The organism is Prescottella sp. D32 (assembly GCF_037287305.1).
GTDB classification, from domain to species: Bacteria; Actinomycetota; Actinomycetes; order Mycobacteriales; family Mycobacteriaceae; genus Prescottella; species Prescottella equi.
Genome location: NZ_JARBSW010000001.1, coordinates 889,312 through 914,254, shown reverse-complemented (window position 1 = coordinate 914,254; position 24,943 = coordinate 889,312). Strand labels below are relative to the sequence as shown.

The window sequence follows — 24,943 nt, the reverse complement described above, 5'->3', positions numbered from 1 at the left end:
AACGTCGGTGCCGCGGCGCCCGATCCACCCCCGACGGGATCGGGCGCCGTACACACGCATCACCCATCGAGCCGGTAGATCTTCCACCGCGGTTGTCCACCGGGCCCGGTAACCGTCAACTGCAGCTCCCCGAGACCTGCACCGTCCGACCACAGCGTCGGGTACCGCCGATTGACGGCGTCCGCTGCGCCATCCGCAACCGGGTCGGAGACGAGAATGAACCGGATCCCGAATTCGTGTGGGGCGTTGAGTGCGCGAGCGAAGTCGAAGTCGCTGGTGATCACGAACTGACGCGGTCGACCAGATGCCAACCAGATGCCCCAGCTCTGGAACGTGTCGGAAAGCACCGACGACGGCGGTAGATTCTGGTTGTCGAGCCACCGGGCGATGTTGCGGTCGTCCTGAAAGGCCTGGAACAACGAGTTCTCCTGCGGCGGATATCGGTCCGGCCAGACCATCGAGCGAAGACCCTGCTGAGGACCTTGGTCGCCGATTGCCGGGTCGAGCATCGAGTGCCAGGTCACCGGAATCGAGGACACCAGCGTCGCCACCATGAGTGCCGATGCGGCCACCGACGACGCGCACGCGCGCATCGAGCCACCGGTTTCCCGCGACCGCAACGGTTCCCACAGGGTCATCGCCGCGATGACGGTCATCGGAACGACGAGTATGTAGAAGCGGAACCACCCGAACGTCATACCGGTGTACTGCGCCGCAGCCTGGAAGGCGAGGACTCCGCCGCACACCGCGAGGGGCGCGAAGATATCGACTCGCCGCCGACGGAAGGCGTACCACCCCGCGGCGACGACGACTACGGGCAGCAGCGGCTCCATCCCGAACACTCTCGCGGCAATCGAGTCGATCGTCGCCTTCCCTTCGAGTAGGTCGGCACCCGCGCTTTCCGCGGTGGCCATCTGAGTACCGTTGCCGTACTGGGAGGTGAACTGCGGCAGAGCATCCCCGGTGAGCAGCCAGGACGAGATCGTCCACAGCAGGAAGGCGCCCATCGCGGGAAAGCAGAACAGGACCGCGGCCTGGATTCCGGAAGGGAGCGCCTTCCTCCACGTCGAGACGCGTCCCAGCCGGCTCGGATCGCACGCACGGTAGACGGCGAGCAACAACACGAAGGCCGCCCCGCCCGCGACCGCCGGGAGCGCTTCGTACCGCGCGAGATAGCCGAACCCCAACGCGAGACCCGACCAGGCGAGGCTGGTGGCGGCCCCCGACTGCACCCACAACAGCAGAAACCGAACACTCCAGACGACGCAGAAGATGAGCGCCGCCTCGCTCAGGCCCACGGCGCCGTACTGCACGATCATCGGGTTCGCGGCGAACGCGGCGACCGCAGCCCAACGGCCGAGTCGGGGCACGTCGCGATCGAATGCGATGCGACGTACACCCACTGCTGCACCCGCCATGAACAGCGCGCTCTGGATCACGGCGGCCAACCCGAGTGTCTTCAACTCCGGCCACCAGTGGCTGAAGCCGAGGAGCGGTAGTTCGACGAGGCTGGGAAGCGGATTCCATACGAAACCCATGGCGCCGAGGTGCGGGTTTCGGCTCAGGATCGTGTACCCGGCGTTCGCCACCCGGCTCGGACCGTCGCCGTCGATGAGGTTGAACTGCGCAGTGAGCAAATAACCGAGCAGTCCGTAGCCGAGCACACATACGGAGAAGAGCATTGCCGCGCCGCCCGCTCGCGGCACCGCGGGGGTGACGCGAGCGGACCGGCGAGCACCGACGACGTCAGTCGTCACGGTGCGCACGGGAGCGGGCCGCAGCGGTCCGACGCCGTCGGACCCAGGAGGCTCCGACCGACGCGGCCGCGACGATCAGAACGGCCCCGCCCAGCCACAACCAGCGCCGCCACGAGGTAGCTGTCTCGGCAAGAAATCGCGGGCTGCCATCGGTTCGCACCGTGAGCGTGGCGGGTTCACCGTCGACGCCGGCCACGAGAACGTCCCCGGAAAGCGATGCCCAGCCGTCGTCGAGACCTGCGGCATAGCTCAGCAGCCGGTCGACCGGCGCCCAGTCGCGGGAGGCGGTGACCAGGACCACCGTGCGCCCACCGTCGGTGAAGGCCTGGATAGACCCGAGACCGCCCGAAACCGTCGCCGACAGCGGCGTCGCCAGGTCCACCCGCGCACTCTCGGCCGAACCGGACAGGGGCGGAGACAACTTCAAGGCTTCGACAGTGGCAGCGTCCGCGACGACGAGCGCCCCCGACCCGCTGCTCGCTGCTTCCTCGGGCGGCACGACGACGACGTTCAACGGGGTCGCGGTCAACCGCTGAATCGCCTGGAGCACCGCCGCGGCACGAGAGAGATGGCCGGAATCCGAATCACCCAACGCCACCTGCACGCTGGGCGCGAACGCCAATGGCAGGGAGGCGAAGCCACCGCGCGGATCGGCGCCCGCGACGACGGACACCGTCGAGCGCGGGTCGGTCCGGAACGACATGGGTGCTGTGAACGGCGTACAGCCGCCGCGCGGCGTGAAGGTGAGCTGCATCGTGATTCCGGTCGACCGTCCCGACATCTGGGTGGGGAGATCGAACGAGCGGTCCACGTGCCCGGATTCGTCGAGCCGGAGAGTCTGCACCACGACACCGGCGGACTCGATGACCAAAGAGGCGGTGTCGTCCGGATGGACAGGCGTGTAGTCGGCGAGCAGACGTACCCGTGCGGCGCCGAGGCCCGGAGAACCGAAGGCGGTCGGCGCGAAGCCCACGTGTGCGTCCGTCCGACCGAGCACCAGTGCCTGCGCCGAGGCGCCGAGCTGACCGAAGGTGAGGGTGTCCGTGCCGTGCACCGCGCGGCCACCGGGTTCGGTGACGGTCACCGACGCGGCCTGCGCGAGGGCGCTCGTCTGGGATGTGAACAGCGAAGCCTGTTGCGGGAGTGTCTGTGCCGATCCCGAGATGGCGAGGTACCGACGCCCGTCGCCGTCGCGCTCCACCGTCACCGCCGGGTCCCCACCTTCAGTGATGACGACGGTGCGGTGAAGCGGATCGTCCATCGCCGGCGGGCCCGCGGGCTCCGCATCCGATGCGACGATTCGCACATCCACCGGAGCGGGTAGGTAGTGCGTGGTGACCGCGGCGACGAGGTCGAGGGCTGCCTGTTGCTCCGCGGCCGTGGGCGTCCTCGGCACCTTGACGGTCATGCCGGTCAGGACCGGCGGGAGAAAGTCCTGCACGGTGCGCGGCGGCGCGGTGCCGACGATTCCGAACGTGGTTGCCAGATCGAAGAGCGTCACCGCAGGAGCCGACGAGCAGCGATCGCTCGGCGAATGAGCCGGTCTCAGCATCATTCGGATCGAGACCGCTCCGTCGACCACGGGCAGAGCGCTCAGGTCGGCAGTGAACGGGGAGGAGGTACCGGGCTCGGCGGAGACCCCGAACGATGCGACGGGACGACCATGCGCGTCGTCGATCGCGACCTGCGCATCACCGATGCCCTGAGCCGATCGGATCTGCCCGGTGAGCACCACCCCGCGCGCGCCCTGTGGCACCGGAATCGTGAAGTCCCGAGAGGACGTCGCATCGAGATCGACGGACGACGGCAGGCCCAGACCCGGCCACACCAGCGTCGTGTCACGCACGATGTCGTCGGCGGCAGGTTGCGCCGACGCCGGCGACACACCCACACACACCGCTGCGGCCGCAGCCGCCAGCATGCACGAGAGGACGCGGATGGATCGGTATCGAATTGCCGGCCCGATCATTTCGCGGTATCCGGCTCGCCGGACAACCCGTGGACCGTCTTCTCCCAATAGGACGGCTTGATGATCAATTGGAGAAGTCCTTTCAGTGCTGCCACGCTTTGCAGAAGCCAATAGAGCGGTGCGGTCAATGCCGCCACGGTGAGGTGCGGCTTGCGGTCCGCCGTAACCGAGATGAGCCCCGCGAACACGGTGAGAAGGTTGCCCACCAGGAAGAGAGCGAGCGACGAGTAGTACAGCGGCGCGGGAAAGAGCTCGTCCATGAAGGCCGGGTGCGCGATGTACCAGATCACGATGCCCGTCCAGAAGACGAGATTCAGCACGTTGCTCAACGGCATCCCGATGGTGGTGTTCGCGAAGCGCAGCACGGCGCGAAGCCCGATCTCGCTGCGCAGCCCGGCAAGGTTGCGGGCATGGACGAAGAACGTCTGCAGGTAGCCCTTGTACCACCGAGAACGCTGCCGAACCCAGTTGACGGCGTCGCTGTTGGCCTCCTCGAGTGTCACCGAATCCAACACGACGGTGCGATACCCCCTGCGCGCGAGCCGAACTCCGAGATCGGCGTCCTCAGTGACGTTGAAGGCATCCCAACCTCCAACGGACCGCCAGATGTCGGTCCTGACGTGGTTGGACGTGCCGCCGAGGGGAACGACACAGCCCGATGCCTCGATAGCGGGAAGCGTGTACCCGAACCACTGGTCGTACTCGAGCGAGAACCACTTCGTGAGCAGGTTCTGACGTTCGTTGAAATAGCCCAACCTCGCCTGGACACACGCGACGTCGTCACTGCTGCGGCGGAAGGCAGCCACCGCGCGGCGCAGCTGCAATGGATCGGGGATGTCCTCCGCGTCGTAGATCGTGAGGTAGTCGCCGCGGTCGATGCCGAGGGACATTCCGTAGTTGCAGGCTTTCGGTTTGGTCCGCGGCAGGCTCGGCGGCACGAACACCGGCGTCACGAAGTCGGCCGGCTCCTCCCTGAACGCCGCGATGGTGGCATCGTCGTCTGCCTCGAGGAGAAGCAAGATGTCCAGCTTGTCGCGCGGATAGTCCAGCTGCCCCACCCCGGCGATGAGATTGCGCACGATCTGCGGCTCGTCGTACACCGGCAACAGGACGGTGTAGTAGGGGAGATCGGCATCCGGGATGGCAAGCGCTTCATCGTCACTCACCTGGAAGAGGACGTCGCCACGTGAGCCACGCAGAAAGAGCCACAGCTTGTCGACCGTCGCCAGGAAGTAGTAGAGGGTGGCGAGTGCGACCAGGACGGTCACGGTCGCACGCCAGGACGCCAGCAGCGCTGCCGCGACAACCACCGCGCAGACGAGCAGTCCGATCTTCTGCGCACGAGTGAACGTCACGCGGGCGGCATCCGCGAAGACCATCGTGGACGGCTCCGGGGCAGCGTCGGTCATCGGCCCGATCCCGGATCGCGGACGGCACCGACGAGAACACGGGCGGCACTGGTGGCCCGTTCGACCGCGACGGCGGGAGGCGAGGGCGTGTCCGTGGCGCGACGCATGGTGGCGCCGAGTGGCTCCAGCAGAAGCGTCGACACCGATGGGGCCGCGGGCGTGGGCACCTGCTCGGGGACGTCGGAACGCTGCGAAACCAGCATTCGCACCTGCTGGTACTTGTCACCGCCGACACGCCATTTCCAGCTCACGGACACCCACACCGGGTCGTGTGGCGTCTTGGCTGCGGACGCATCGTTGTAGGAGACGGTCGCGTTGACCGAAGGACCCAATCGGGCACTGCCGCCGTCGATTCGGGTATCGGCGGTGCCCGGATACCAGGACATGCCACGGAAGTTCGACAACGCGCCGAGACGGCCACTGGTGAAGACGTCGACGAAAGCAGTGGTGTCCGCATACTCGACGCGGTAACGGACCAAGGACGATCGGTCTCCGAGGTATCTCGGAGCGAAATCGAAGGTGCGCTCCTGCCGTATCGAGATCCCCTCGGTGGCAGCGAAGTGTTCGACCCAGTCGGCTCGCACCACGCTCAGATCCCTGGCGCGAGCGAGTTGCGGGGCGGGCGGCAGAACCAACAACAGCAGCAACGCGGACACCAGTACCCACGCGATCGACAGCATCGACCAGGTGGGCAGATTCTGGCGGCCGACCGGCAGGACGGAACGGCGCGTCGCCAGCGCCACCACGAATGCCACCGAAGGAGCTACGGCCGCCGGGGCCAGCATCGGAACCAACGGCGGGGCGTCGCGCAGCAGCCACACCGCCAGAACACCCGACACGAAGGCAGCACCCACCAAAGGCGGGCCAATCCCACTGCCGTGCAGCGCCATTGCGAGCGCAACACATCCGAGGGACACCGCGACCGTGCCGTACGCGGCGGCCGTTCCACCGAGTGCTGCGGCAAGCAGCACAACAGTCACCGGGAAGCACAGCAGAACGAACGCTGCGGCCGGCCACGCCCGCGCAACGCGACGTACCCCGAAGTTGACCGCCCCGAAGGCGCCCAGGATGCAGAAGATCGGAACAAGCTCGACGTGCCAGATCGGCGCCTTCACCGTCAGCTCGGGCACGACGAAACCGACACAGATCACCGACAGACCGACGAGCCCCACCGTCACGATCCAGTTGAGCTCGGAGTCGTCGATGACCGTGCCGGGAGATCGCCGGGCAGTGCCATACGAGATCATCCCGATCCACAGCGGCAACAAGAGCAGGTAGGCAGTGGGCGACCCCGCCATCGCGTCGTAGAGGTTGAAACGGAAGACCGGGAAGAAGAGCAGGCCCGCCAGCGCCACCGAAGAGAGCAACCGCCAACGCATCGCAAGCGGGTGGTGCCTCGTGGCAGCTGCGCCGACGCGACGGCCGACCTTTCGCCCCACCCTCTCCACGGTGGGCGCCGGGAGATCGCCCGGCGGTGGAGCATTGCGCTCGATTACGTTCGCGGACATGCGAAATCCTCAGGTAAGCGGTCGCGTCACGACCTGCCGCCCGTCATTGCCCCGATCGACAGAACGCGGCTGTCTCTGTCCAGTTGTTCAAGATCTCAACCGACAGAGACATTAATCAACCGTCCGGTTTGGTTACAAGGCCGTGTGCGAGAGGTCACGGGAATCGTCGGAAGCATCCGCATGTCAACACCATTGACAGATTCCGTAAACAGACCCGCCGTGGACAGGTCACACCGCGGTCCGGATCTGACCGCCGGACCTACTCGCAGGCCACCCCGTCTCCGTCGCTGTCCATCGCGGCGCGGTAGCCGGGCTGCCCGCGGTGCAGCGGTGCTGCGCCCGCGGTGCGGGCCGCCTTGCAGTTCGCGTAGTACACGTCTCCGGACGGCATCCCCGCACCCGCGGGCGAGACGTCGGCCGGTTCGGGGACCGGAATGGGCGCGGGATCCGCGGATTCCGTTGCGCCGCAGGAGGAGAGCTCACGAGCCATCGCGTCGTGCTCGGCCTGCGTCACCCACAACCCGTACGCCGCCTTGACCTCGATCTGGCGGGTCACGTACGTGCACCGGTAGGCGAGGTTCGGCGGCAGCCACGCCGAGGCATCGGCGTCGCTCTTCCCCTGGTTGGTGGGCCCGTCCACGGCCTGCAGGTTGCGTGGATCGTTGGCGAGGTTGCGCCGGGTGGCCTCGTCGAGTTGCTGTGCGCCCTTCTGCCACGCATCGGAGAGGGCGACGACGTGGTCGATCTGCACCGCACTCGACGTCTCGACACCGCGGACGAAGCGGATCGTCTTGCCGGTGTAGACGTCGTCGAGCGTGCCCGACAGCACCGTACAGTCGCGGCTCATCGGATCGGTGGTGATGTAGATCAGGTCCCGCTTGAGGATGTCGTTGCGGGTATCGCAGCCGTTGTGTCCGCCCTCGATCGTGACGTTGTCGGTCCAGGCCTGGCCGAACTGCGATCGGTCGTAACCGTTCTTGGGTGCCCGCTCACGGATCGGCAGGGCCGCCAGTCCGGCCAGCGCCCCGTCGGCGACCACAGGATCGACGGCAGGCTCACCAACCGTTTGTTCGCCCGCGACCTGCGTGGTGCCGCTCGGGCCCGGTTCGGGATCCGTCGCCGACCCCGACGACGGCTGCGCGATCGCGGTGCACCCCCCGGCGAACAGCACGGCGACGGTGGCGAATCCGGCCACCCAGGACTTGTCGATCTTCACAGCACTCACGGGCGACGCGGTTCCTCATCTCTCGTACATATGTTCGCAAAGGCGAATCCTAGCCGGGCGATACCGCACACCGGAATTCGCTCTCGCGAGCCACGGCACGTTCGGCGTAATCTCCGAAATCGGGCAGCTCACCGGCCCACCCGAGTGCCAGCGTCAGGAGTTCGATGTCCACACACATGCAGTACACGACCCTCCCCGGAACCGATCTCGTCGTCTCGACGGTGTCCCTGGGCTGCAACAACTTCGGCTCCAGGATCGACGCGCAGGAGTCGCGGGCGGTGGTCGATGCGGCGTTCGAGCACGGCATCACCTTCTTCGACACCGCCGACGTCTACACCACCGGCGAATCGGAGAAGATCCTCGGTGCAGCGCTGGCGGGTCGGCGCGAGGACGCCGTGATCGCAACGAAGTTCGGTGCACCGATGAGCGAGACGGAGCGCGGGTCCGCGCCCGACTACGTGCGCCAGGCGTGCGAAGCGAGCCTGCGCCGGCTCGGCGTCGACCACATCGACCTCTACTACCAGCACGCACCGGACCCGTCGGTGCCGATCGAGGACACCCTCGGTGCGCTCGACGAACTGGTCCGGGCGGGCAAGGTTCGCCACGTCGCCTGCTCCAACAGTTCACCCGAGCAGATCGACCGCGCCACCCAGGCCTCGACCGAGGGCGCCCTGCCGCGCTTCGTCGCCGCCCAGATCGAGTGGAACCTGCTCGAGCGCGGAGTAGAGGCCGAGATCGTGCCGGCGTGCGAGCGCGGCAATCTCGCGGTGATCCCCTACTACCCGCTGGCCGCGGGGCTGCTCACCGGCAAGTACCGTCGGAACACCGAGTTCCCCAAGGGTTCCCGATTCGACAAGTCCGAGTACTTCGCGGCGACCGCCACCGAGGAAGCCCTCGCACGCGTCGAGGACCTGCTCTCGCTCGCGAGCAAGCTCGACCGGCAGTTGTCCGAACTGGCCGTCGCCTGGCTCGACGCGAAGCCGCAGGTGGCGTCGGTCCTCATCGGTTCGTCGACGCCCGCGCAGGTGGCGCGCAACGTCTCCCATCTGCGTCGCCCCCTCGACGAGGACGAACTGGCGATGATCGACGACTTCCTCGAAGGCCGCTGACGTAGACGAACGGCGGGCCCGCCGGAAAGCGGGCCCGCCGTTCGTTCGTCTGCCTGAGTGTCAGTCCTGCGCGAGCGGCGGGAGGATGACGACCTGGCCCGCGTACGACAGGCCGGCACCGAAACCGACCAGCAGCGCCAGCTCGCCCGGCTTCGCCTTGCCCGTGCGGATCACTTCCTCCATCGCCAGCGGAATCGAGGCCGCCGACGTGTTGCCGGTCTCGGCGATGTCGTCCGACACCGGCACCGACTCGGGGAGCTTGATGCTGCGGGCGATGACCTCGTTGATGCGGCCGTTCGCCTGGTGCGGGATGAACGCGCCGAGATCCTCCATCGCGACACCGGCACGCTCGAGGGCCTGCGTGGCGACCTTGCCCATCTCGAAGGCGGCCCAACGGAAGACCGAGGTGCCCTCCATCTTGATCCAGGGGCGCTGCGACGGATCGTCGGCGAACGCGAGCCAGTCCGGCTCCTGGCGGATGGCCTGCGACTGCGAACCGTCCGACCCCCACACGACCGGACCGATGCCGGTGACATCGCTCGGGCCGACGACGACGGCGCCGGCGCCGTCACCGAAGATGAAGCGCACGCTGCGGTCCGTCGGCTCGGTGCTGTCGCTCATGCGCTCGACGCCGATGACCAGGACGTAGTCCTCGGTGCCGAGGCGGACCATGTCGGACGCGATCGACAGCGCGTAGCAGAAGCCCGCACAGCCGGCGGTGACGTCGAACGCCGCCGGCCCGCCCGTGCCGAGGGCGTCGGCGACGACGGCGGCACACTGCGGAGTCTGCGAGGGGTAGGTGGAGGTCGCCACGACGACGGCGCCGACCTGCTCGGGCTCGATGCCGCTGGCCGCGAGGGCCTTGCGACCCGAGGCGATCGCCATCGCGAGGACCGATTCGTCGGCGTTCGCGAAGCGGCGGTTCTTGATGCCCGAGCGCGACTGGATCCACTCGTCGGTGGAATCGATCGTCTCGCAGATCTCGGCGTTGCTCACGACCCGCTCCGGGCGGTAAACCCCCAAACCGAGGATGGCGGATTGCCTGACCTCGGCAGAGTTCGAGATCTGCGCACCCATGTTTGGTCTCCTCTACTGCACTGTTCGCGGCCCGAGCCGCCACGTGGCGGGACCCACCTGGCCCCGTCTTCCCACGACACGGTACTTCGCCAGGTAGAGGCCGGGTGTTACTCGGGTACCGAGTTCGCCGCGACGCCCTGCGCCGCTGCCCCGCGGGCGCCGGGGCGGAGCGCCCGGGCGCAACATTCCGGCCGCACCGATCACGTTTTCCACCATCCATTCGCGTCAATTCGGACAATTGAACGAAGCGAATGCGACAAACACGTCAACCCCGGAATCCCTGCAATTCCGATCAACGATCCTGCTAGCGTGTTATCCGCCCTAAAAGACGCCGCGAGCAGCGCAATTACCGCCGACGCCCGGTCGAATGCCACCGCAGATGGGGACTTTCGTGAAATGGAATCGAGTTCATACGATCGCCGGATCGATACTGTGCACCGGCACCGCAATTCTCGCATTCATCGTTCCGGCCGCGGCTGATCCCAACACGGTCAATCCCATTCCGGTCTTGAACGGCACCAACGGGGTGCCCTCGCTGCAGGGCCGAAGCCGAGCCGTGGCTCAGGCGACCGGGCTTCTGAGCGCCAATCGCACCCAGGACTCCAACGTCCTCGGCACGGACCTCGGCATCATGTGGGACAACGGGAACGGACAGGTCCTCACCGCGTTCGGCGACACCGCGGGGCTCGGCATCCCCAACCTGCTCGTCGGCAGCCTGTGGTCGTGGCGCAGCAACGTCCTCTTCCGCAGTTCCGACCGAGATCTCGCCGACGGCATGACCTTCGACAGCACCCCCCGCGACATCGTCGGCCAGTCCAAGGAATTGATTCCCAGCCCCAAGATCCCGTTCGTCGAGATCAGCCGAATCCCCACCGCCGGCATCGCCGCGGACGGAATGCAGTACATGAGCATCATGTCCGTCAAGAACTGGGGCGAGCCCGGCAAGTGGGAGACCAACTATTCGAGCCTGGCATTCTCCACCGACAACGGCGAGAACTGGGTGGAGGCCACCGAGACCCGGCGTCCACCCGTCGGCGGGAACCTCAACTTCCAGATGGGTGCGTTCGTCAAGGACGGCGAGTTCGTCTACCAGTACGGCACCCCGCCGGGCCGCGGCGGCCTCGTGTACCTCACCCGCGTCCCCGAGAAGCAGATGCGCGACCTGAACGCCTACGAGTACTGGGACGGCGGCAAGTGGGTGCCGAAGAACCCCGACGTCGCCGCCCCGATCGTCTTCGGCGGTGTCGGCGAGATCTCGGTCCAGTACAACTCCTTCCTGGGTCAGTACCTGATGCTCACCACCGACGACCACAACTCGGTGGTGATGCGGCGGGCCCCGTCCCCGACCGGGCCGTGGAGTGCGCCGGAAGTGTTGATCGCCGGCCCCGAACTCCCGTCGATGTACGGCGCATACATTCACCCGTGGTCGTCCGGGCCCGACCTCTACTTCCTGACCACCGTGCACTCGAACTACAACGTGCTGTTGATGCACACCACCCTGCAGCGCTGAGAACGTCGGCGCGCGGTGCCCCCACCGCTGCTACCGTCCCGAGCAAACACTTGGTTTGCACCTCGAGGAGACGACATGGAGCAGCAGACGAGCACCGACCCGCGTGGCGAGGTCCAGGACCTCCTGGCCCGCATCGCCCAACTCGCCGACGACGGCACCGTCGAGGAGTACCTCGAGCACTTCACCGCCGACGCGATCTGGGAATCGCAGGCCAACCCGGTGACCGGCATGGCCGCGCAGATGCGCAAGGGTGTCGAGGCGATCGAGGAAGGGGTGCGGGAGCGCCGCGCGGGCGGAGTGCAGGGGCCCGGCACGTCGAGCCGCCACGTCATCACCACCGTCGCGGTGTCGCTCGACTCGGACGTCGAGGCGTCGTCGACGGCGTACTGGCTGTTCTTCCGCGACACCACCAGCGAGCCACGTCTGGCCGGGGTGGGCCGCTACGACGACACCCACCGGTACGAGGGCGGGCGGTGGAAGCTGGCCCACCGCCGGATCACCGTCGGCTGATCTCCCCGCGTTTTGCGCACTTGTCGCGGTTTTTCGGGCCTCCCGAGCGCGACAAGTGCGCAAAACGCGAGAGGGGCGGGACGGGGCGGGCGGGGATACCGTCATAGCCATGAAGGCTGAGGACTGGGACGCGAGGTATTCACAGGCGGAGACGGTGTGGGGAACGCCGCCGAATCCGGTGGTCGTGGAGTTCGCGACGTCGCTGCCGGCGGGCCGGGCGCTCGATCTGGCGTGCGGTGAGGGCAGGCACGCGCTGTGGCTGGCGACGCGCGGATGGGAAACGACGGGCGTCGACTTCTCCACGGTCGCGATCGAGAAGGCCCGCGAGATCGCCACGCAGGCCCCGCGTCGGGTGCGCGATCGCCTCACGTACGTCGCGGACGACATCACGACCACCGACGTCTCGGACTACGACCTGGTCCTCATGATCTTCGTCCACCTCGATCCGGCGCAGCGGCGGGCGCTTGTGAGGCGAATCATCGACGGTTTGAAACCCGAGGGAATCCTCATGATTCTCGGCCACGACTCGATCAACGCGACCGAGGGCGCCGGCGGTCCCGCAGACGTCGAAATCCTCTACACACCAGACGATTTGAAGTCCGATCTGGACGGACGCCTCGACGTCCAGGTCGCCGAAAGGCGGTATCGCGACACCGAGTCGGGTACCGCGATCGACGCGCTCGTCGTCGCGCGCAAACCCACTCTTGGCAAGCGAACTTAATCGCGGGTAACATCGGCTAAGTTACCGACGAGTAGCTACTTGGGCGGTACTCGACGGAAAGACAGACCGCACCACGAAGTGCACTTCAGGGAGAGAACATGGGCCACTACAAGAGCAACGTCCGCGACCTCGAGTTCAACCTGTTCGAGGTACTCGGTCTGGACAAGCCGCTGAGTGAAGGTGTGTGGGGCGACCTCGACGCCGACACCGTCAAGGACATGCTGTCCGAGGTCGCACGCCTGGCCGAGGGACCGCTCGGCGAGGCGTTCGCCGACGCCGACCGCAACCCGCCGGTGTTCGACCCGGAGAAGCACGAGGCGACCCTGCCGGAGTCCTTCAAGAAGTCGTTCAAGGCGATGTGGGACGCCGAGTGGTACCGCATGGGCCTGAGCGAAGAGGTCGGCGGTGTCCCCGTCCCCCGCGCGGTGGTGTGGGCCATCGCCGAGATGCTGCTCGGCTCGCAGCCGGCCGCATTCATGTACGCCGCCGGCCCGTCGTTCGCGGACGTGCTCTTCAAGAACGGCACCGACGAGCAGAAGCAGTGGGCCGCCACGCTGGTCGAGCGCGGCTGGGGCGCCACGATGGTGCTCACCGAGCCGGACGCCGGCTCCGACGTGGGCGCCGGCCGCACCAAGGCCGTCCAGCAGGACGACGGCACCTGGCACATCGAGGGCGTCAAGCGCTTCATCACGTCCGCCACGTCGGACGACCTGTTCGAGAACATCTTCCACCTGGTCCTGGCCCGTCCCGAGGGCGCCGGCCCGGGCACCAAGGGCCTGTCGCTGTTCTTCGTGCCGAAGTTCCACTTCGACTTCGAGAAGAACGAGCTGGGCGAGCGCAACGGCGTCTTCGTCACCAACGTCGAGCACAAGATGGGCCTCAAGGCCTCCGCGACCTGTGAGCTCACCTTCGGCGGCCACGGCACCCCGGCCGTCGGCTGGCTGGTCGGCGAGGTCCACAACGGCATCGCGCAGATGTTCGACGTCATCGAGCACGCCCGCATGATGGTGGGCACCAAGGCCATCTCCACGCTGTCGACCGGCTACCTCAACGCACTCGACTACGCCAAGCAGCGCGTCCAGGGCTCGGACCTGACGCAGATGACGGACAAGACCGCCCCCCGCGTCACCATCACCCACCACCCGGACGTGCGCCGCAGCCTGGCGCTGCAGAAGGCGTACGCCGAGGGCATGCGCGCGGTGTACCTGTACACCGCAGCGCACCAGGAGCCGGAGATGGCGCAGCTGGTCTCGGGCGCCGACGAGCAGCTCGCGCACCGCGTCAACGACCTGCTGCTGCCGATCGTCAAGGGTGTGGGCTCCGAGCGGGCGTACCAGTACCTGACCGAGAGCCTGCAGACCCTGGGCGGCTCGGGCTTCCTGCAGGACTACCCGATCGAGCAGTACATCCGCGACTCGAAGATCGACTCGCTGTACGAGGGCACCACGGCCATCCAGGCGCAGGACTTCTTCTTCCGCAAGATCGCTCGCGACCGCGGCGTCGCGCTGGCCCACGTGGCCGGCGAGATCAAGAAGTTCATCGACAGCGAGGCCGGCAACGGTCGCCTCAAGGCCGAGCGGGCCCTGCTCTCCACGGCCCTCGAGGACGTGCAGGCGATGGCGGCGGTCCTGACCGGCCACCTCATGGGTGCGCAGGAGCAGCCCTCCGAGCTGTACAAGGTGGGCCTGGGCTCGGTCCGCTTCCTGATGTCGGTCGGCGACCTGCTCATCGGCTGGCAGCTGCTGCGCCAGTCCGAGATCGCGATCAAGGCGCTCGACGAGGGTGCGTCCGACAAGGACAAGCCGTTCTACGAGGGCAAGGTCGCGACGGCGTCGTTCTTCGTCAAGAACGTCCTGCCCGAGCTCACCGCGACGCGCACCGTCCTCTCGCACCTCGACAACGACATCATGGAGATGGACGAGGCCGCCTTCTAGGCCCCGGCCACCCGCGACACATTCGCGGATTCGATCGAACGCCGATGCCGCACAACGTCTTCGTTGTGCGGCATCGGCGTTTCCGCGGAACGGTCGGGGTTGACAACAGTCATTGTCAGATCCAGGCTGTAGGTGTGACGCACACCACGGAGTACCCGACGCGGTACATGCGCGACCGCGCCCGCGCCGCGCGGACCACCGCGCCACTGCGACCGTTCGCCTGGCCGTCACCGGACGCCACCGAGTCGGAAGCGCGGGCAATGCGCCGGGCGCTGCTCGAGCGCGACGAGCCCAGCGCCGCGCTGGTGAGGGCCATCCGCGAGGACCGCACCGTGACCCTCGGACAGTTCCGTAGGGCACTCGCCGAGGGCATCGACGCGGTGCCCGACGCTCCGGAACCCCTGCGGGCCTACTTCGCGATGCTCGAAGCCACCCCGGACTGGGTGGACCGCGATCTTCTCGCGCTCGGTGCCCGCACGCTGCGCCGCGTCGGATCGGACGTCGGAGACGTGCTCGCCTACGGTTCGCTGCTGGGCGGCTACAACAACTCCGGACCGCTGCCGGTGCTGACGTCGTCGGGAGGGCTGACCGGCGAACGCACCCGGCGCCGGATCGCCGAGACCGGCACGTGGTGGAACGGGTGCGTGGCCGACGGCGGGCTGGACCGCTTCGGGGAGGGGTTCCGGCTCTCGGTGCACGTACGCCTGATGCACGCGTTCGTCGGCTACCACCACGAGCACGAGACCGACTGGGACAGTGGCGCTCGCGGCCTTCCCGTCAACCAGTTCGACCAGGCCGGGACGCTGGGGCTGTTCTCGATCACGTTCCTGCTGCACACCCGGGTGCTCGGCGTCCGCTACACGCGCCGCGAGGCCGACGCCGTGCTGCACCTGTGGTGCTACGTCGGTTGGCTGATGGGCGTCGACCGGCGCTGGCTGCCGTTCGACGAACGCGCCGGGCTGCGGATGATGTACCAGATCGGCGCGTCCTCCCCCGCAGCCGACGAACACAGCTACGCGCTGGCCGCCTCCCTCGTGGACCTGCCGCTGCACACCCACTACCCCCGGTTCCAGCGACTGCGCCGCCGCTACCAGTACGAGCGGGGCCTGTCGCTGGCCACCACGCTGCTGGGGCCGGCCGGGGTGCGGGCACTGCGGGTGCCGGTGCGCCCGCCCTGGTACCCGCTGGTCCGGCTCGCCGTGAACGTCCCCAAACATCATGTGCTCGCCCGCTTCCCGGCGGGCCGGCAGTGGGTGCAACGGCTCGGCGAACGCCGGCTGGAGCAGGCCGCGCAGCGCATCCTCGACGGCGAGATCCCGGACGTGGTGGCGCTGCCGGACTAGCCGCCCCGGCGGGTGCGAACCGATTCGCGCCATACCCGGCGCAGACCACTCGGTTGTGTTTGGCTGGACGGGTCGATTCCGCCGCCGAACCGAGGTTGGTGAGCCGCTGTGACCAGCATGGACGAACACACCGGGTTCTCGGAGCCCTCCGGGCACGCGCTCGCGGTGCGCGCCGACGGGCTCACGCGCAGCGGATCGCTGGGGCCGGTGTTCGGCCCGGTGGACCTGCGCATCCCGTTCGGCGGACTCGCGGTGATCCAGGGCTTCGCCGGCTCGGGCCGGACCTCGCTGCTGTTGACGCTCAGCGGACGGATGAAACCCTCGTCGGGGACGCTGCGCGTACTCGGTCGCACCGCACCGGCGGGGATCCGGGCCGTGTCCGCGATCGCGGGGTTCCAGGGCATCGACAACATCTCCGAGTCGGTGACGGTGCGGGACCTCATCACCGAGCAGATCCGTTGGGACGCCACGTGGTACCTGCTGATCCGCCGGGCCGGACAGCGGGAACTCGAGCAGGTGTGCGCGCCGGTGTTCGGCGATCGCCCGCTGCCGAATCTCACCGACTACGTCAGCGATCTCGGCGAACTCGACAACCTGCTGCTGCGGATCGCGGTGGCCAACACCCGGACACCACCACTGCTGCTGGTCGACGACCTCGAACAGGTCCGCGACGAGTACGACCGCGCGCGACTCGTCGAACACCTCGCGATGCTCGGGGCCCGACAGACGGTGATCGCGTCCGCGGTGAACCCGCTGCCGCCCGGTTCACCCGCCCACGAATTCCACCCGCTGACGGACGCCACACCGGAAGGCCAGGAGTAGCCATGCTCGCAGGGATGTCGCTCGGCACCGAGCTCAAGCGGTTCTCGCGCGGGCTGATGCCGCGAGTAGCGCTCGTGACGATCGTGCTGATGCCGCTGCTGTACGGCGCGCTGTACCTGTGGGCGTTCTGGGATCCGTTCAGCGCGGCGAACAAGATCCCCGTCGCCCTCGTCAACAGCGACCACGGCACCGTCGTCGACGGCAAACCGCTCAACGCCGGCGACCAGGTGGCGCAGGGGCTGATGGACTCCGGCGAACTCGACTTCCACGAGGTGACCGCATACGAGGCGTCCACCGGAGTCGCGGACGGCCGCTACTACTTCTCGGTGACACTGCCCGGCGACTTCAGCCAGTCGGTGGCCTCCCCCACCGGGCCGGATCCACAGAAGGCCCGAATCATCTTCACGTACAACGACGCCAACAACTACCTCGGCACCATCATCGGGCAGAACGCGGCGCAGCAGATTCTCAACGCCGTGAGTGCGCAGATCGGCGAGCAGTCCGTCGACCAGGTGCTCGTCGGTCTCGGCGAGGCGGGTGACGGTCTCCGCCGCGCCGCGGACGGCGCCGGTCAGCTCTCCACCGGCGCCCAGGCCGCCGACGCCGGCGCCCAGCAGCTGGCCGGGGGCTCCCGCACACTCGCCGACGGACTGGGCACCGCGAAGGCCGGTTCGGCGGCCCTCGCCGACGGCACCGCACAGCTCTCGGCCGGGATCGACACGGCGTCGGGTGGGGCGGGCGCACTGGCCGGCGGACTCGACGAGTTGTCCAGCGCCACCAGCCAGCTCGGCGACGGCGCGGGTCAGGTCAGCGCCGGGGTGAACCAGCTCGTCGACCAGGTCACCGGCGCCCTCGGCGCCGTCCTCGACCCCGCCACCCGGGCGCAACTGGCCCAACTACGGGACGGCGCCCAGCAACTCGCCTTCCAGCTGGGCGACCCGTCGAGCCCGTACCGGGCCGGCATGACGCAGGCCGTCGGCGGCGCGGGCCAACTGCGCGACGGCCTGACCCAGCTGCAGGCGGGCGGACAGCAGGCGGCCTCCGGCGCGCGCACCCTCGACGACGGTCTCGGCCAGCTGTCGAGCGGCGGCGAGACGTTGGCGCAGGGCGCCGGCCAACTCGCCGACGGCACCACACAGCTCAAGGACGGCTCCGGCGAACTCGCATCGCAGCTGAAGGAAGGCAGCGAGCAGGTCCCGCAATGGGATCCGCAGCAGCGCACGGCCGTCGCGCAGACGCTGTCGGCGCCCGTCGCGCTCGACCAGGACCACGAGAACCGCGCCAAGACGTTCGGCACCGGCTTCGCCCCGTTCTTCCTGCCGCTCGCCCTGTTCGTCGGCGGCATCATCACGTGGATGCTGTTGCGTCCCATCCAGAACCGGCCGATCTCGACCGGGCTGGGGGCGATGCGGGTGGTGCTCGCGTCGTACTGGCCGGCCGCGCTCATCGCGATCGCGCAGGTGCTGGTGATGTACGTCGTCGTGCACTTCGGGGTGGGACTCGTGCCGGTGTACGTGTTCGGCACCATCGCGTTCCTCGGCCTCGTCGGGCTCACCTACATGGCGCTGATCCAGGCGTTCAACGCGATCTTCGGCCCCGCCGTGGGCCGCGTCGTGACGCTCGCGTTCCTCATGCTGCAACTGGTGTCCGCGGGTGGCATCTACCCGGTGGAGACCACCGCGAAACCGTTCCAGATCCTGCACCCGTTCGACCCCATGACCTACGCCGTCAACGGCCTGCGCCAACTCACCGTCGGCGGCATCGACTCCCGGCTGTGGATCTCGATCGCCGTCCTGCTGGGTCTGCTGCTCGCCTCCCTCGGCGCCAGCGCCCTCGCGGTCCGGCGCGACCGCGCCTGGACGCTGATGCGCCTGCACCCGCCGATCGAGGTGTGAGCGTCTCGTCGGCGCCCGGCTGAGAGCTGAAGGGACCGTTCATGCGCCGGCAGCGTATGAACGGTCCCTTCAGCTCGTAACGGGAGACGGGCCGGGCTAACCGCCCGGCGTGCTTTCCGGCTTCGGCGCCGGCTCGTTCGACACGCACTTGACGATCGGCACCGGGTCGTAGCGCACGGTCCGGGTGTTGCGGGAGATCTCCGCGCCGGTGTTCGCGTCCGTGATGATGCGGGTGTCGCTCGTGGTGAATCCCGGTGCGCCGCTGGAGGGCACGCAGTGCGGGCCGGCCGGCAGGGTGATCGTGTTCGGCGACGTCTGGTTGGTTCGGCCACCGGTGACGGATTCGACGTCGACGGTCTTGGTACCCCAGATGCGCACGGTGATGTTGGAGCTGGTGCCGATCGCCTGGATCATCACGCCCGTCTTCGACGGGTTACGGAACTTCAGGTCGATCGCGCCCTCGAACACCGTCGCCTCGCGGGCTGCCGGGTACCGCGAGATGTAGTAGCTGTGCTCGGTGTGCTCGACGTCCTCCATGCCCGCGAAGTACGTGGCGTTGTAGAGGGTGGTCGCGAGCTGGCTGATGCCACCGCCGACCGCCTTGTCGGGGCGGCCGTTGTTGATGATGCCCGAGTCCACGTAGCCCTGGGCCGAGCCGCGGGGCCCGGTCTGGGCGTCGAACGAGAACGTCTCGCCCGGCTTGACGATCGCTCCGTTGATCGCGCTCGCCGCGAGCCGGATGTTCACGCCCGACGCGTATTCGAAGCCGCCCGTGGTGAACTCGCCGATCACCTCGCGGATGCCGAGCGCCTTGGCGCCGTCGGTGGTGAGCGCGGGCTCGGCCGGCTCGTAGATCGCAGGCGTGGTGCGCGGCGCCGGCGCCGACAGCAGCGCGGGCAGTGGTTCGAGCGTCTTGGGCCACTGCACCATCTCGCCGGTGACGGACGGGATCACCTCGGGTGAGCCGCTCGACAGGCTGATCTGCGCGTCCTTGGGCTTGGTCTCGGTGCCGGCGAGCTGCGGCGACAGGATCGCGGTCGCCGCCTCGACGTTGTACTGCGGCGACAGCCCGCCGTCGCCGTCCGGCACGAAGCTCAGGACCTTGCCGATCTGGTCGGCGGGCAGCGTCGCGACCGCACCGTTCTTGCCGGTCACCTCGACGTTCGCCGACACGGCGGGTGTCGCGACATCCCGGACCGCGGCGTCGACGCCGGCCTGCGTGACCGCGACGTCGACGGTATCCACCGGCAGGTCGACCGTGGTGCCGTCGGCCCACTGGGCGACGAACGTGTCCTTCGCGGGCTCCACCTGCAGGTTCTGTCCGGGCAGCGGCGCGACCGGCACCACGGTGGCGCCCTCGAACACGACGTTGCCCTCGCGGGGCGCCCGATCGGACTGCTGCTGCACGCCGACGATCGCGGCGGTCAACGCGGCGTCGTCCACCGTGGAGACCACACCGATCTCCTGGTTGGTGAACAGCGACGCCAGCCGGGTGAACGGGTTGATCGGCTGTTCGCCGGCGCGCTCGACGGTCGCGGCCCAGTCGATGTCCACCCCGGCCTGCGCCGGAACGATCGAGCTGTCGGTGGTCCCGGCACGCACCGGCACCGGTTGGCCCACACGGGGTCCGAGTGCGGCCCGCAGCGTGGCCTCGGCGTCCTGGTCGTTCTGCCCGCCGATCTCGACACCGGCCACGGTCACGCCGCGCGGCACCCGATCCGACGAGACCGCGAAATCCACGGCGTACGCGACGACGGCCACCGCCGCGACCCCGCCCGCGACGGCGGCGTACTTCACCCAGCGGCGGCCGCCGGACGCGTCCGGGGCAGCCACCGACTCGGGCACCGGCTCCGGTTCCGGCTCGGCTACCGGCTCCGGTGCCGGCTGCGGCTCGTCAGCGGTGGGAGGGTGCGAAGCGGCGGAGGTGGCTGCGAAGACCTCGGTGGGCGCGTCCGAGACATCGTCCGACCCATCGTCCGAGGCCTGCGGGGGCACCGCCGGCATGATCTCGGTGGGGTTCTCGTCCGGCTGGGGGCCTTCCGCACCGTTCTCCCGGCCGTTTCCCTGGTCGTTGACGCGGTCGCGCTCGTCGCTCATGAAAAGGGCCCTCCTGCCGAACCGACACCGTGCTGGGCCGTCGCATTACGTGTTCTCCCGTGAGGATAGTCGCGGTGACACGAACGCCCGGTCGGGATTTCCACCTGACGGTGGCGAGAGAATCATTCCACGTGGTCTGCCGACCCTCGAACGCAGAGTGGCTCCGCGTCGTTGCCAGGTCGGGGGTCAGGCAACAACGCGGAGCCAACTGGGATATCGGCCTCCTGCCGGAGGCGTTACAGCCGAATTGCGGGTCGGCCGGTTCGCTCGACCCCGGTCACGGCCGTCAGACCTCGACGATGGCCGTGACGCCCTGACCGCCGGCGGCGCAGATCGAGATCAGGCCGCGGCCCGAACCCTTCTCTGCCAGCATCTTCGCGAGCGAGGCGACGATCCGGCCGCCCGTGGCCGCGAACGGGTGCCCGGCCGCGAGCGACGACCCGTTGACGTTGAGCTTGGATCGGTCGATGGACCCGAGCGCACCGTCGAGGCCGAGGCGCTCCTTGCAGTACTCGTCGGACTCGAACGCCTGCAGCGTCGCGAGCACGACGGACGCGAATGCCTCGTGGAACTCGTAGAAGTCGAAATCCTGCAGAGTGAGACCGTTGCGTTCGAGCAGGCGCGGGATTGCATACGTCGGCGCCATCAGCAGCCCGTCGCCGCCGTGGATGTAGTCGACGGCCGCCGTCTCCGAGTCGACGAGATGCGCCAGCACCGGCAGGTTCCGCTCGGCCGCCCACTCGTCGGTGGACAGCAGGACCGCGGACGCGCCGTCGGTGAGCGGCGTGGAGTTGCCGGCCGTCATGGTCGCGTCGCCCAGCTTGGTGCCGAACACGGGCTTGAGCGTCGCCAGCTTGTCGACGTTCGAGTCGGGACGCAGGTTGTCGTCGCGGGTCAGCCCGAGGAACGGGGTGACCAGGTCGTCGAAGAAGCCTCGGTCGTACGCGGCGGCCATGTTGCGGTGACTCGCGGCGGCCAGCTCGTCCTGATCCTCGCGGCGGACGCCGAACTCCTTCGCCGTGATCGCGGCATGGTCGCCCATCGACAGCCCGGTGCGCGGCTCCCCGTTGCGCGGGATCTCGATGCCCAGCATCGACGGCCGCACCTGGCCGAGCAGCTTGACCCGGTCCGCCGCGGAGCGCGCGCGGTTCATCGACAGCAGGAACTCGCGCAGCTCGTTGTTCACACCGATCGGCGCGTCCGACGTCGTGTCCACACCGCCGCCGACACCCGCGTCGATCCGTCCGGCCGCGATGGCGTCGCCGACGGCGATGATCGACTGCAGGCCGGTGCCGCACGCCTGCTGGAGGTCGTAGGCCGGGGTGTAGGGGCTGAGCGCGCTGCCCAGGACGCACTCGCGCATGAGGTTGAAGTCGCGGCTGTGCTTGAGCACCGCGCCGCCGACGACCATGCCGAGCCGCTCGCCCTGCAGCCCGAAGCGGCTGACCAGCCCGTCGAGCGTCGCCGTGAACATGTCCTGGTTGGACGCGTGGGCGTACGCCCGGTCCGAACGCGCGAACGGAATGCGGTTGCCGCCGACGATGGCGACGCGGCGTTGCTGCCGACCACCGGACTGCGGTGCGGATGCCGGCTTGGCGCTGCGGGTACGGGCTTTGCTGGTCACGTCGGTCTCCATGTAGCTGGGGGATCTGCTCGAGATCCGCACGGTCGATCCGCCTCGGCGGTGGTTCCTACACTCGACATCAAACTTACTGCAGAGTAAGTTCAATGTCGACACCGCACCCGGATGTACGGGTGCCCGATTGCGACAAAGAAGGTGGACCGTGGCAGCCAGCAAGGGCGCTCCCGACCTCTACTCACAGTTCCTCTCGTCCGCGCCGGGCGCATTCATCGCCAAGCAGGCCGGGTTGCCGCAGCCGGAGAAGCTGCGCCGCTACAAGGCCGGCGAGCCCCCACTGGCCGGCCCCGTCCTCATCGGCGGCAAGGGCCGCCTGGTCGAGCCGGTTCGGGAACTGCTGTCGGACTACCCGGCCGCGCAGCCGCACGACGATCGTTACGGCGCGCTCGTGTTCGACGCCACCGGCATCGGTCAGGTCACCGAGCTCGTCCAGCTGTTCGAGTTCTTCCAACCCGTCATCCGCAACCTCGCGTCGTGCGCTCGCGTAGTCGTCCTCGGCACGACGCCCGAGCTCACGTCGGGTGTCGACGAGCAGATCGCCCAGCGCGCGCTCGAAGGCTTCACCCGCAGCGTCGGCAAGGAGATCAAGCGCGGCTCCACCGCGCAGCTGGTCTACGTATCCCCCGACGCCGCGCCGGGTCTGTCCGGCCTCGAGTCGACCCTGCGCTTCCTGCTGTCGGCCAAGTCCGCGTTCGTCGACGGCCAGGTCATCCGCGTCGGCGCGCAGGATTCCGTCGCCCCCGCCAGCTGGGACCGCCCGCTCGAGGGCAAGGTCGCCGTCGTCACCGGCGCCGCCCGGGGCATCGGCGCCACCATCGCCGAAGTGCTCTCCCGCGACGGCGCGCACGTCGTGTGCGCCGACATCCCCGCCGCCGGTCAGGCGCTGTCGGAGACGGCGAACAAGGTGGGCGGCACATCGCTGGCCCTCGACGTCACCGCCGCCGACGCGGCCGACAAGCTGGCCGAGCATCTCACCGAGCGCCACGGCGGCGCCGACATCATCGTCCACAACGCCGGCATCACCCGCGACAAGACGCTCGCCAACATGGACGAGGCCCGCTGGAACAGCGTGCTCGGCGTCAACCTCCTCGCTCCGCAGAAGATCACCGAGGCCCTCGTCGCCAAGGGCGTGCTGCGCGAAGGTGGACGCGTGATCGACGTGTCGTCCATCGCGGGCATCGCAGGCAACCGCGGCCAGACCAACTACGGCACCTCGAAGGCGGGCGTCATCGGCCTGGTCCAGGCCACCGCTCCCGTGCTGGCCGAGAAGAAGATCACCATCAACGCCGTCGCCCCGGGCTTCATCGAGACCGCGATGACCGCAGCCATCCCCTTCGCCACCCGCGAGGCCGGACGCCGGATGAGTTCGCTGCTGCAGGGCGGCCAGACCGTGGACGTCGCCGAACTGGTGTCGTACTTCGCGAGCCCCGCCTCCAACGCCGTCACCGGCCAGATCGTCCGGGTGTGCGGCCAGTCCCTGCTGGGTGCGTGATGACGGGCCGCAAGAGCACCCTCGTGCAGCTGCGTGAGCAGCCCGGCACCCTCGACAACTACGCCCGCGCCGCGTTCGGCGCGCTGCCGTTCGTCAAGCCGTCCGGGCGTCGCAGCCTGCCGAAGGAGACGCTGGCGCTGTCGGGTCTGCGTGTCGATCCGGACAACCTGGCCGCCTACGCGAAGGTATGCGGGCTGCGGTTCGGCGACACGCTCCCGATCACGTACCCGTTCACGCTCGTGTTCCCGACCGTGATGCGGTTGCTCACCTCGCGCGAGTTCCCCTTCCCGGCAATCGGTTCCGTACACACCGACAACACGATCGAGCAGCTGCGCCCCATCTCGGTGAGCGAGCCGCTGGATCTGCGGGTCCACGCCGAGAACCTACGTCCGCACGCCAAGGGCACACAGGTGGACCTGGTCAGCGAGGTCTCGGTGGGTCGCGAGCTCGTGTGGCGTCAGGTCAGCACGTTCCTGAAGATGCACCCCACCGGGGCGCCGAAGGAAGCCAAGGCCGAACACAAGGACGAGGTCCCGCCGCGGCCCACCCGCACCCTGCGGGTGGATCAGAAGATCATCAGCCGGTACGCGGCGGTGTCGGGCGACCGCAACCCGATCCACGTCTCGTCGCTGGGCGCCAAGGCATTCGGGTTTCCCAGCACGATCGCGCACGGCATGTGGAGCGCCGCGGCGGCGCTGCAGCCGCTCGAGGGAAGAGTGGCCGACGCGGTCACCTACACCGTCCGCTTCGGTAAGCCGATCGTGCTGCCGGCCACGGTGAACCTGTACGCCGACCGGACGGCCGAGGGTTGGGACCTGTCCCTGAAGAACCCCAAGAAGGGCTATCCGCACCTGAGCGCGACCCTGCGCTAGGCGCTTCGCACCTGTGCGCCTTTTCGGTACCTGCGGCTACCGGAAAGGCGCACA

General features: G+C 68.5%; 18 protein-coding genes. 10 read left to right on the top strand and 8 right to left on the bottom strand.

Annotation, left to right across the window (positions count from 1 at the left end):
• Positions 1-59 precede the first annotated feature (59 nt).
• From PSS76_RS04140 to PSS76_RS04120, 5 genes are all read right to left on the bottom strand, one after another.
• The gene (locus PSS76_RS04140) at positions 60-1,757 is read right to left on the bottom strand and encodes a glycosyltransferase family protein (RefSeq protein ID WP_337455882.1); all 1,698 of its coding nucleotides are present in this window, start codon (positions 1,755-1,757) and stop codon (positions 60-62) included.
• Positions 1,747-3,678 (bottom strand): hypothetical protein, encoded by a 1,932-nt coding sequence (locus tag PSS76_RS04135; protein WP_337455881.1) that lies wholly within the window; start codon positions 3,676-3,678, stop codon positions 1,747-1,749. The genes PSS76_RS04140 and PSS76_RS04135 overlap by 11 nt, the downstream gene beginning before the upstream one ends.
• 44 nt (positions 3,679-3,722) lie before the next feature.
• Positions 3,723-5,135: a glycosyltransferase family 2 protein gene (locus tag PSS76_RS04130; RefSeq protein ID WP_337455880.1), complete on the bottom strand. Its 1,413-nt coding sequence runs from the start codon at positions 5,133-5,135 to the stop codon at positions 3,723-3,725.
• Positions 5,132-6,643 (bottom strand): hypothetical protein, encoded by a 1,512-nt coding sequence (locus PSS76_RS04125; protein ID WP_337455879.1) that lies wholly within the window; start codon positions 6,641-6,643, stop codon positions 5,132-5,134. Before PSS76_RS04125 ends, PSS76_RS04130 begins: the two co-directional genes overlap by 4 nt.
• Positions 6,644-6,902: 259 nt before the next feature.
• Positions 6,903-7,868: a GmrSD restriction endonuclease domain-containing protein gene (locus PSS76_RS04120; protein ID WP_337455878.1), complete on the bottom strand. Its 966-nt coding sequence runs from the start codon at positions 7,866-7,868 to the stop codon at positions 6,903-6,905.
• Positions 7,869-8,032: 164 nt separating this feature from the next.
• Here PSS76_RS04120 and PSS76_RS04115 point away from each other — a divergent pair, with 164 nt between their 5' ends.
• Positions 8,033-8,977 carry an aldo/keto reductase gene (locus PSS76_RS04115; RefSeq protein WP_145273316.1) on the top strand — a complete coding sequence of 315 codons (945 nt, stop codon included), beginning with the start codon at positions 8,033-8,035 and terminating at the stop codon, positions 8,975-8,977.
• Positions 8,978-9,037: 60 nt separating this feature from the next.
• Here PSS76_RS04115 and PSS76_RS04110 read toward each other — a convergent pair whose 3' ends face one another.
• Entirely contained in the window at positions 9,038-10,054 is a 1,017-nt protein-coding gene (locus PSS76_RS04110) for a beta-ketoacyl-ACP synthase III (protein ID WP_005517609.1), read from the bottom strand.
• A gap of 379 nt (positions 10,055-10,433) precedes the next feature.
• Here PSS76_RS04110 and PSS76_RS04105 point away from each other — a divergent pair, with 379 nt between their 5' ends.
• From PSS76_RS04105 to PSS76_RS04075, 7 genes are all read left to right on the top strand, one after another.
• A complete protein-coding gene (locus PSS76_RS04105) occupies positions 10,434-11,564 on the top strand; it encodes a glycoside hydrolase family 183 protein (RefSeq protein WP_337456139.1) in 1,131 nt (376 codons plus the stop codon).
• 75 nt (positions 11,565-11,639) lie between these two features.
• The gene (locus PSS76_RS04100; RefSeq protein WP_005517605.1) at positions 11,640-12,074 is read left to right on the top strand and encodes a nuclear transport factor 2 family protein; all 435 of its coding nucleotides are present in this window, start codon (positions 11,640-11,642) and stop codon (positions 12,072-12,074) included.
• A 109-nt stretch (positions 12,075-12,183) separates the two neighbouring features.
• Complete coding sequence (locus tag PSS76_RS04095; RefSeq protein WP_084968516.1) at positions 12,184-12,795, top strand: class I SAM-dependent methyltransferase; 612 nt, start codon at positions 12,184-12,186, stop codon at positions 12,793-12,795.
• A 98-nt stretch (positions 12,796-12,893) separates the two neighbouring features.
• Complete coding sequence (locus tag PSS76_RS04090; protein ID WP_005517601.1) at positions 12,894-14,729, top strand: acyl-CoA dehydrogenase; 1,836 nt, start codon at positions 12,894-12,896, stop codon at positions 14,727-14,729.
• A gap of 134 nt (positions 14,730-14,863) precedes the next feature.
• Positions 14,864-16,072 (top strand): oxygenase MpaB family protein, encoded by a 1,209-nt coding sequence (locus PSS76_RS04085; RefSeq protein WP_337455877.1) that lies wholly within the window; start codon positions 14,864-14,866, stop codon positions 16,070-16,072.
• A 117-nt stretch (positions 16,073-16,189) separates the two neighbouring features.
• Complete coding sequence (locus PSS76_RS04080) at positions 16,190-16,894, top strand: ATP-binding cassette domain-containing protein (protein ID WP_005517598.1); 705 nt, start codon at positions 16,190-16,192, stop codon at positions 16,892-16,894.
• 2 nt (positions 16,895-16,896) lie between these two features.
• On the top strand, positions 16,897-18,789 hold the full coding sequence (locus tag PSS76_RS04075; protein ID WP_337455876.1) for a YhgE/Pip family protein: 1,893 nt from the start codon (positions 16,897-16,899) through the stop codon (positions 18,787-18,789).
• Positions 18,790-18,885: 96 nt separating this feature from the next.
• On the opposite strand, the gene PSS76_RS04070 is transcribed toward PSS76_RS04075, so the two are convergent.
• Positions 18,886-20,886 (bottom strand): VanW family protein, encoded by a 2,001-nt coding sequence (locus tag PSS76_RS04070; RefSeq protein WP_337455875.1) that lies wholly within the window; start codon positions 20,884-20,886, stop codon positions 18,886-18,888.
• A gap of 286 nt (positions 20,887-21,172) precedes the next feature.
• Entirely contained in the window at positions 21,173-22,510 is a 1,338-nt protein-coding gene (locus PSS76_RS04065; protein ID WP_037085979.1) for an acetyl-CoA C-acetyltransferase, read from the bottom strand.
• Positions 22,511-22,670: 160 nt separating this feature from the next.
• Between PSS76_RS04065 and PSS76_RS04060 the strand changes: the two genes are divergently transcribed.
• Both PSS76_RS04060 and PSS76_RS04055 read left to right on the top strand, forming a co-directional pair.
• Positions 22,671-24,017 (top strand): 3-oxoacyl-ACP reductase, encoded by a 1,347-nt coding sequence (locus PSS76_RS04060; RefSeq protein WP_005517590.1) that lies wholly within the window; start codon positions 22,671-22,673, stop codon positions 24,015-24,017.
• Entirely contained in the window at positions 24,017-24,889 is an 873-nt protein-coding gene (locus PSS76_RS04055) for a MaoC/PaaZ C-terminal domain-containing protein (protein ID WP_337455872.1), read from the top strand. The genes PSS76_RS04060 and PSS76_RS04055 overlap by 1 nt, the downstream gene beginning before the upstream one ends.
• The last annotated feature ends 54 nt before the right edge of the window (positions 24,890-24,943 follow it).

Coding starts and splice junctions, on each gene's coding strand:
- PSS76_RS04095 (WP_084968516.1), top strand. CDS start 12,184: ATGAAGGCTGAGGACTGGGACGCGAGGTATTCACAGGCGGAGACGGTG.
- PSS76_RS04105 (WP_337456139.1), top strand. CDS start 10,434: ATGGGGACTTTCGTGAAATGGAATCGAGTTCATACGATCGCCGGATCG.
- PSS76_RS04115 (WP_145273316.1), top strand. CDS start 8,033: ATGTCCACACACATGCAGTACACGACCCTCCCCGGAACCGATCTCGTC.
- PSS76_RS04055 (WP_337455872.1), top strand. CDS start 24,017: ATGACGGGCCGCAAGAGCACCCTCGTGCAGCTGCGTGAGCAGCCCGGC.
- PSS76_RS04100 (WP_005517605.1), top strand. CDS start 11,640: ATGGAGCAGCAGACGAGCACCGACCCGCGTGGCGAGGTCCAGGACCTC.
- PSS76_RS04075 (WP_337455876.1), top strand. CDS start 16,897: ATGCTCGCAGGGATGTCGCTCGGCACCGAGCTCAAGCGGTTCTCGCGC.
- PSS76_RS04070 (WP_337455875.1), bottom strand. CDS start 20,886: ATGAGCGACGAGCGCGACCGCGTCAACGACCAGGGAAACGGCCGGGAG.
- PSS76_RS04125 (WP_337455879.1), bottom strand. CDS start 6,643: ATGTCCGCGAACGTAATCGAGCGCAATGCTCCACCGCCGGGCGATCTC.
- PSS76_RS04110 (WP_005517609.1), bottom strand. CDS start 10,054: ATGGGTGCGCAGATCTCGAACTCTGCCGAGGTCAGGCAATCCGCCATC.
- PSS76_RS04080 (WP_005517598.1), top strand. CDS start 16,190: ATGGACGAACACACCGGGTTCTCGGAGCCCTCCGGGCACGCGCTCGCG.
- PSS76_RS04130 (WP_337455880.1), bottom strand. CDS start 5,135: ATGACCGACGCTGCCCCGGAGCCGTCCACGATGGTCTTCGCGGATGCC.
- PSS76_RS04135 (WP_337455881.1), bottom strand. CDS start 3,678: ATGCTGGCGGCTGCGGCCGCAGCGGTGTGTGTGGGTGTGTCGCCGGCG.
- PSS76_RS04090 (WP_005517601.1), top strand. CDS start 12,894: ATGGGCCACTACAAGAGCAACGTCCGCGACCTCGAGTTCAACCTGTTC.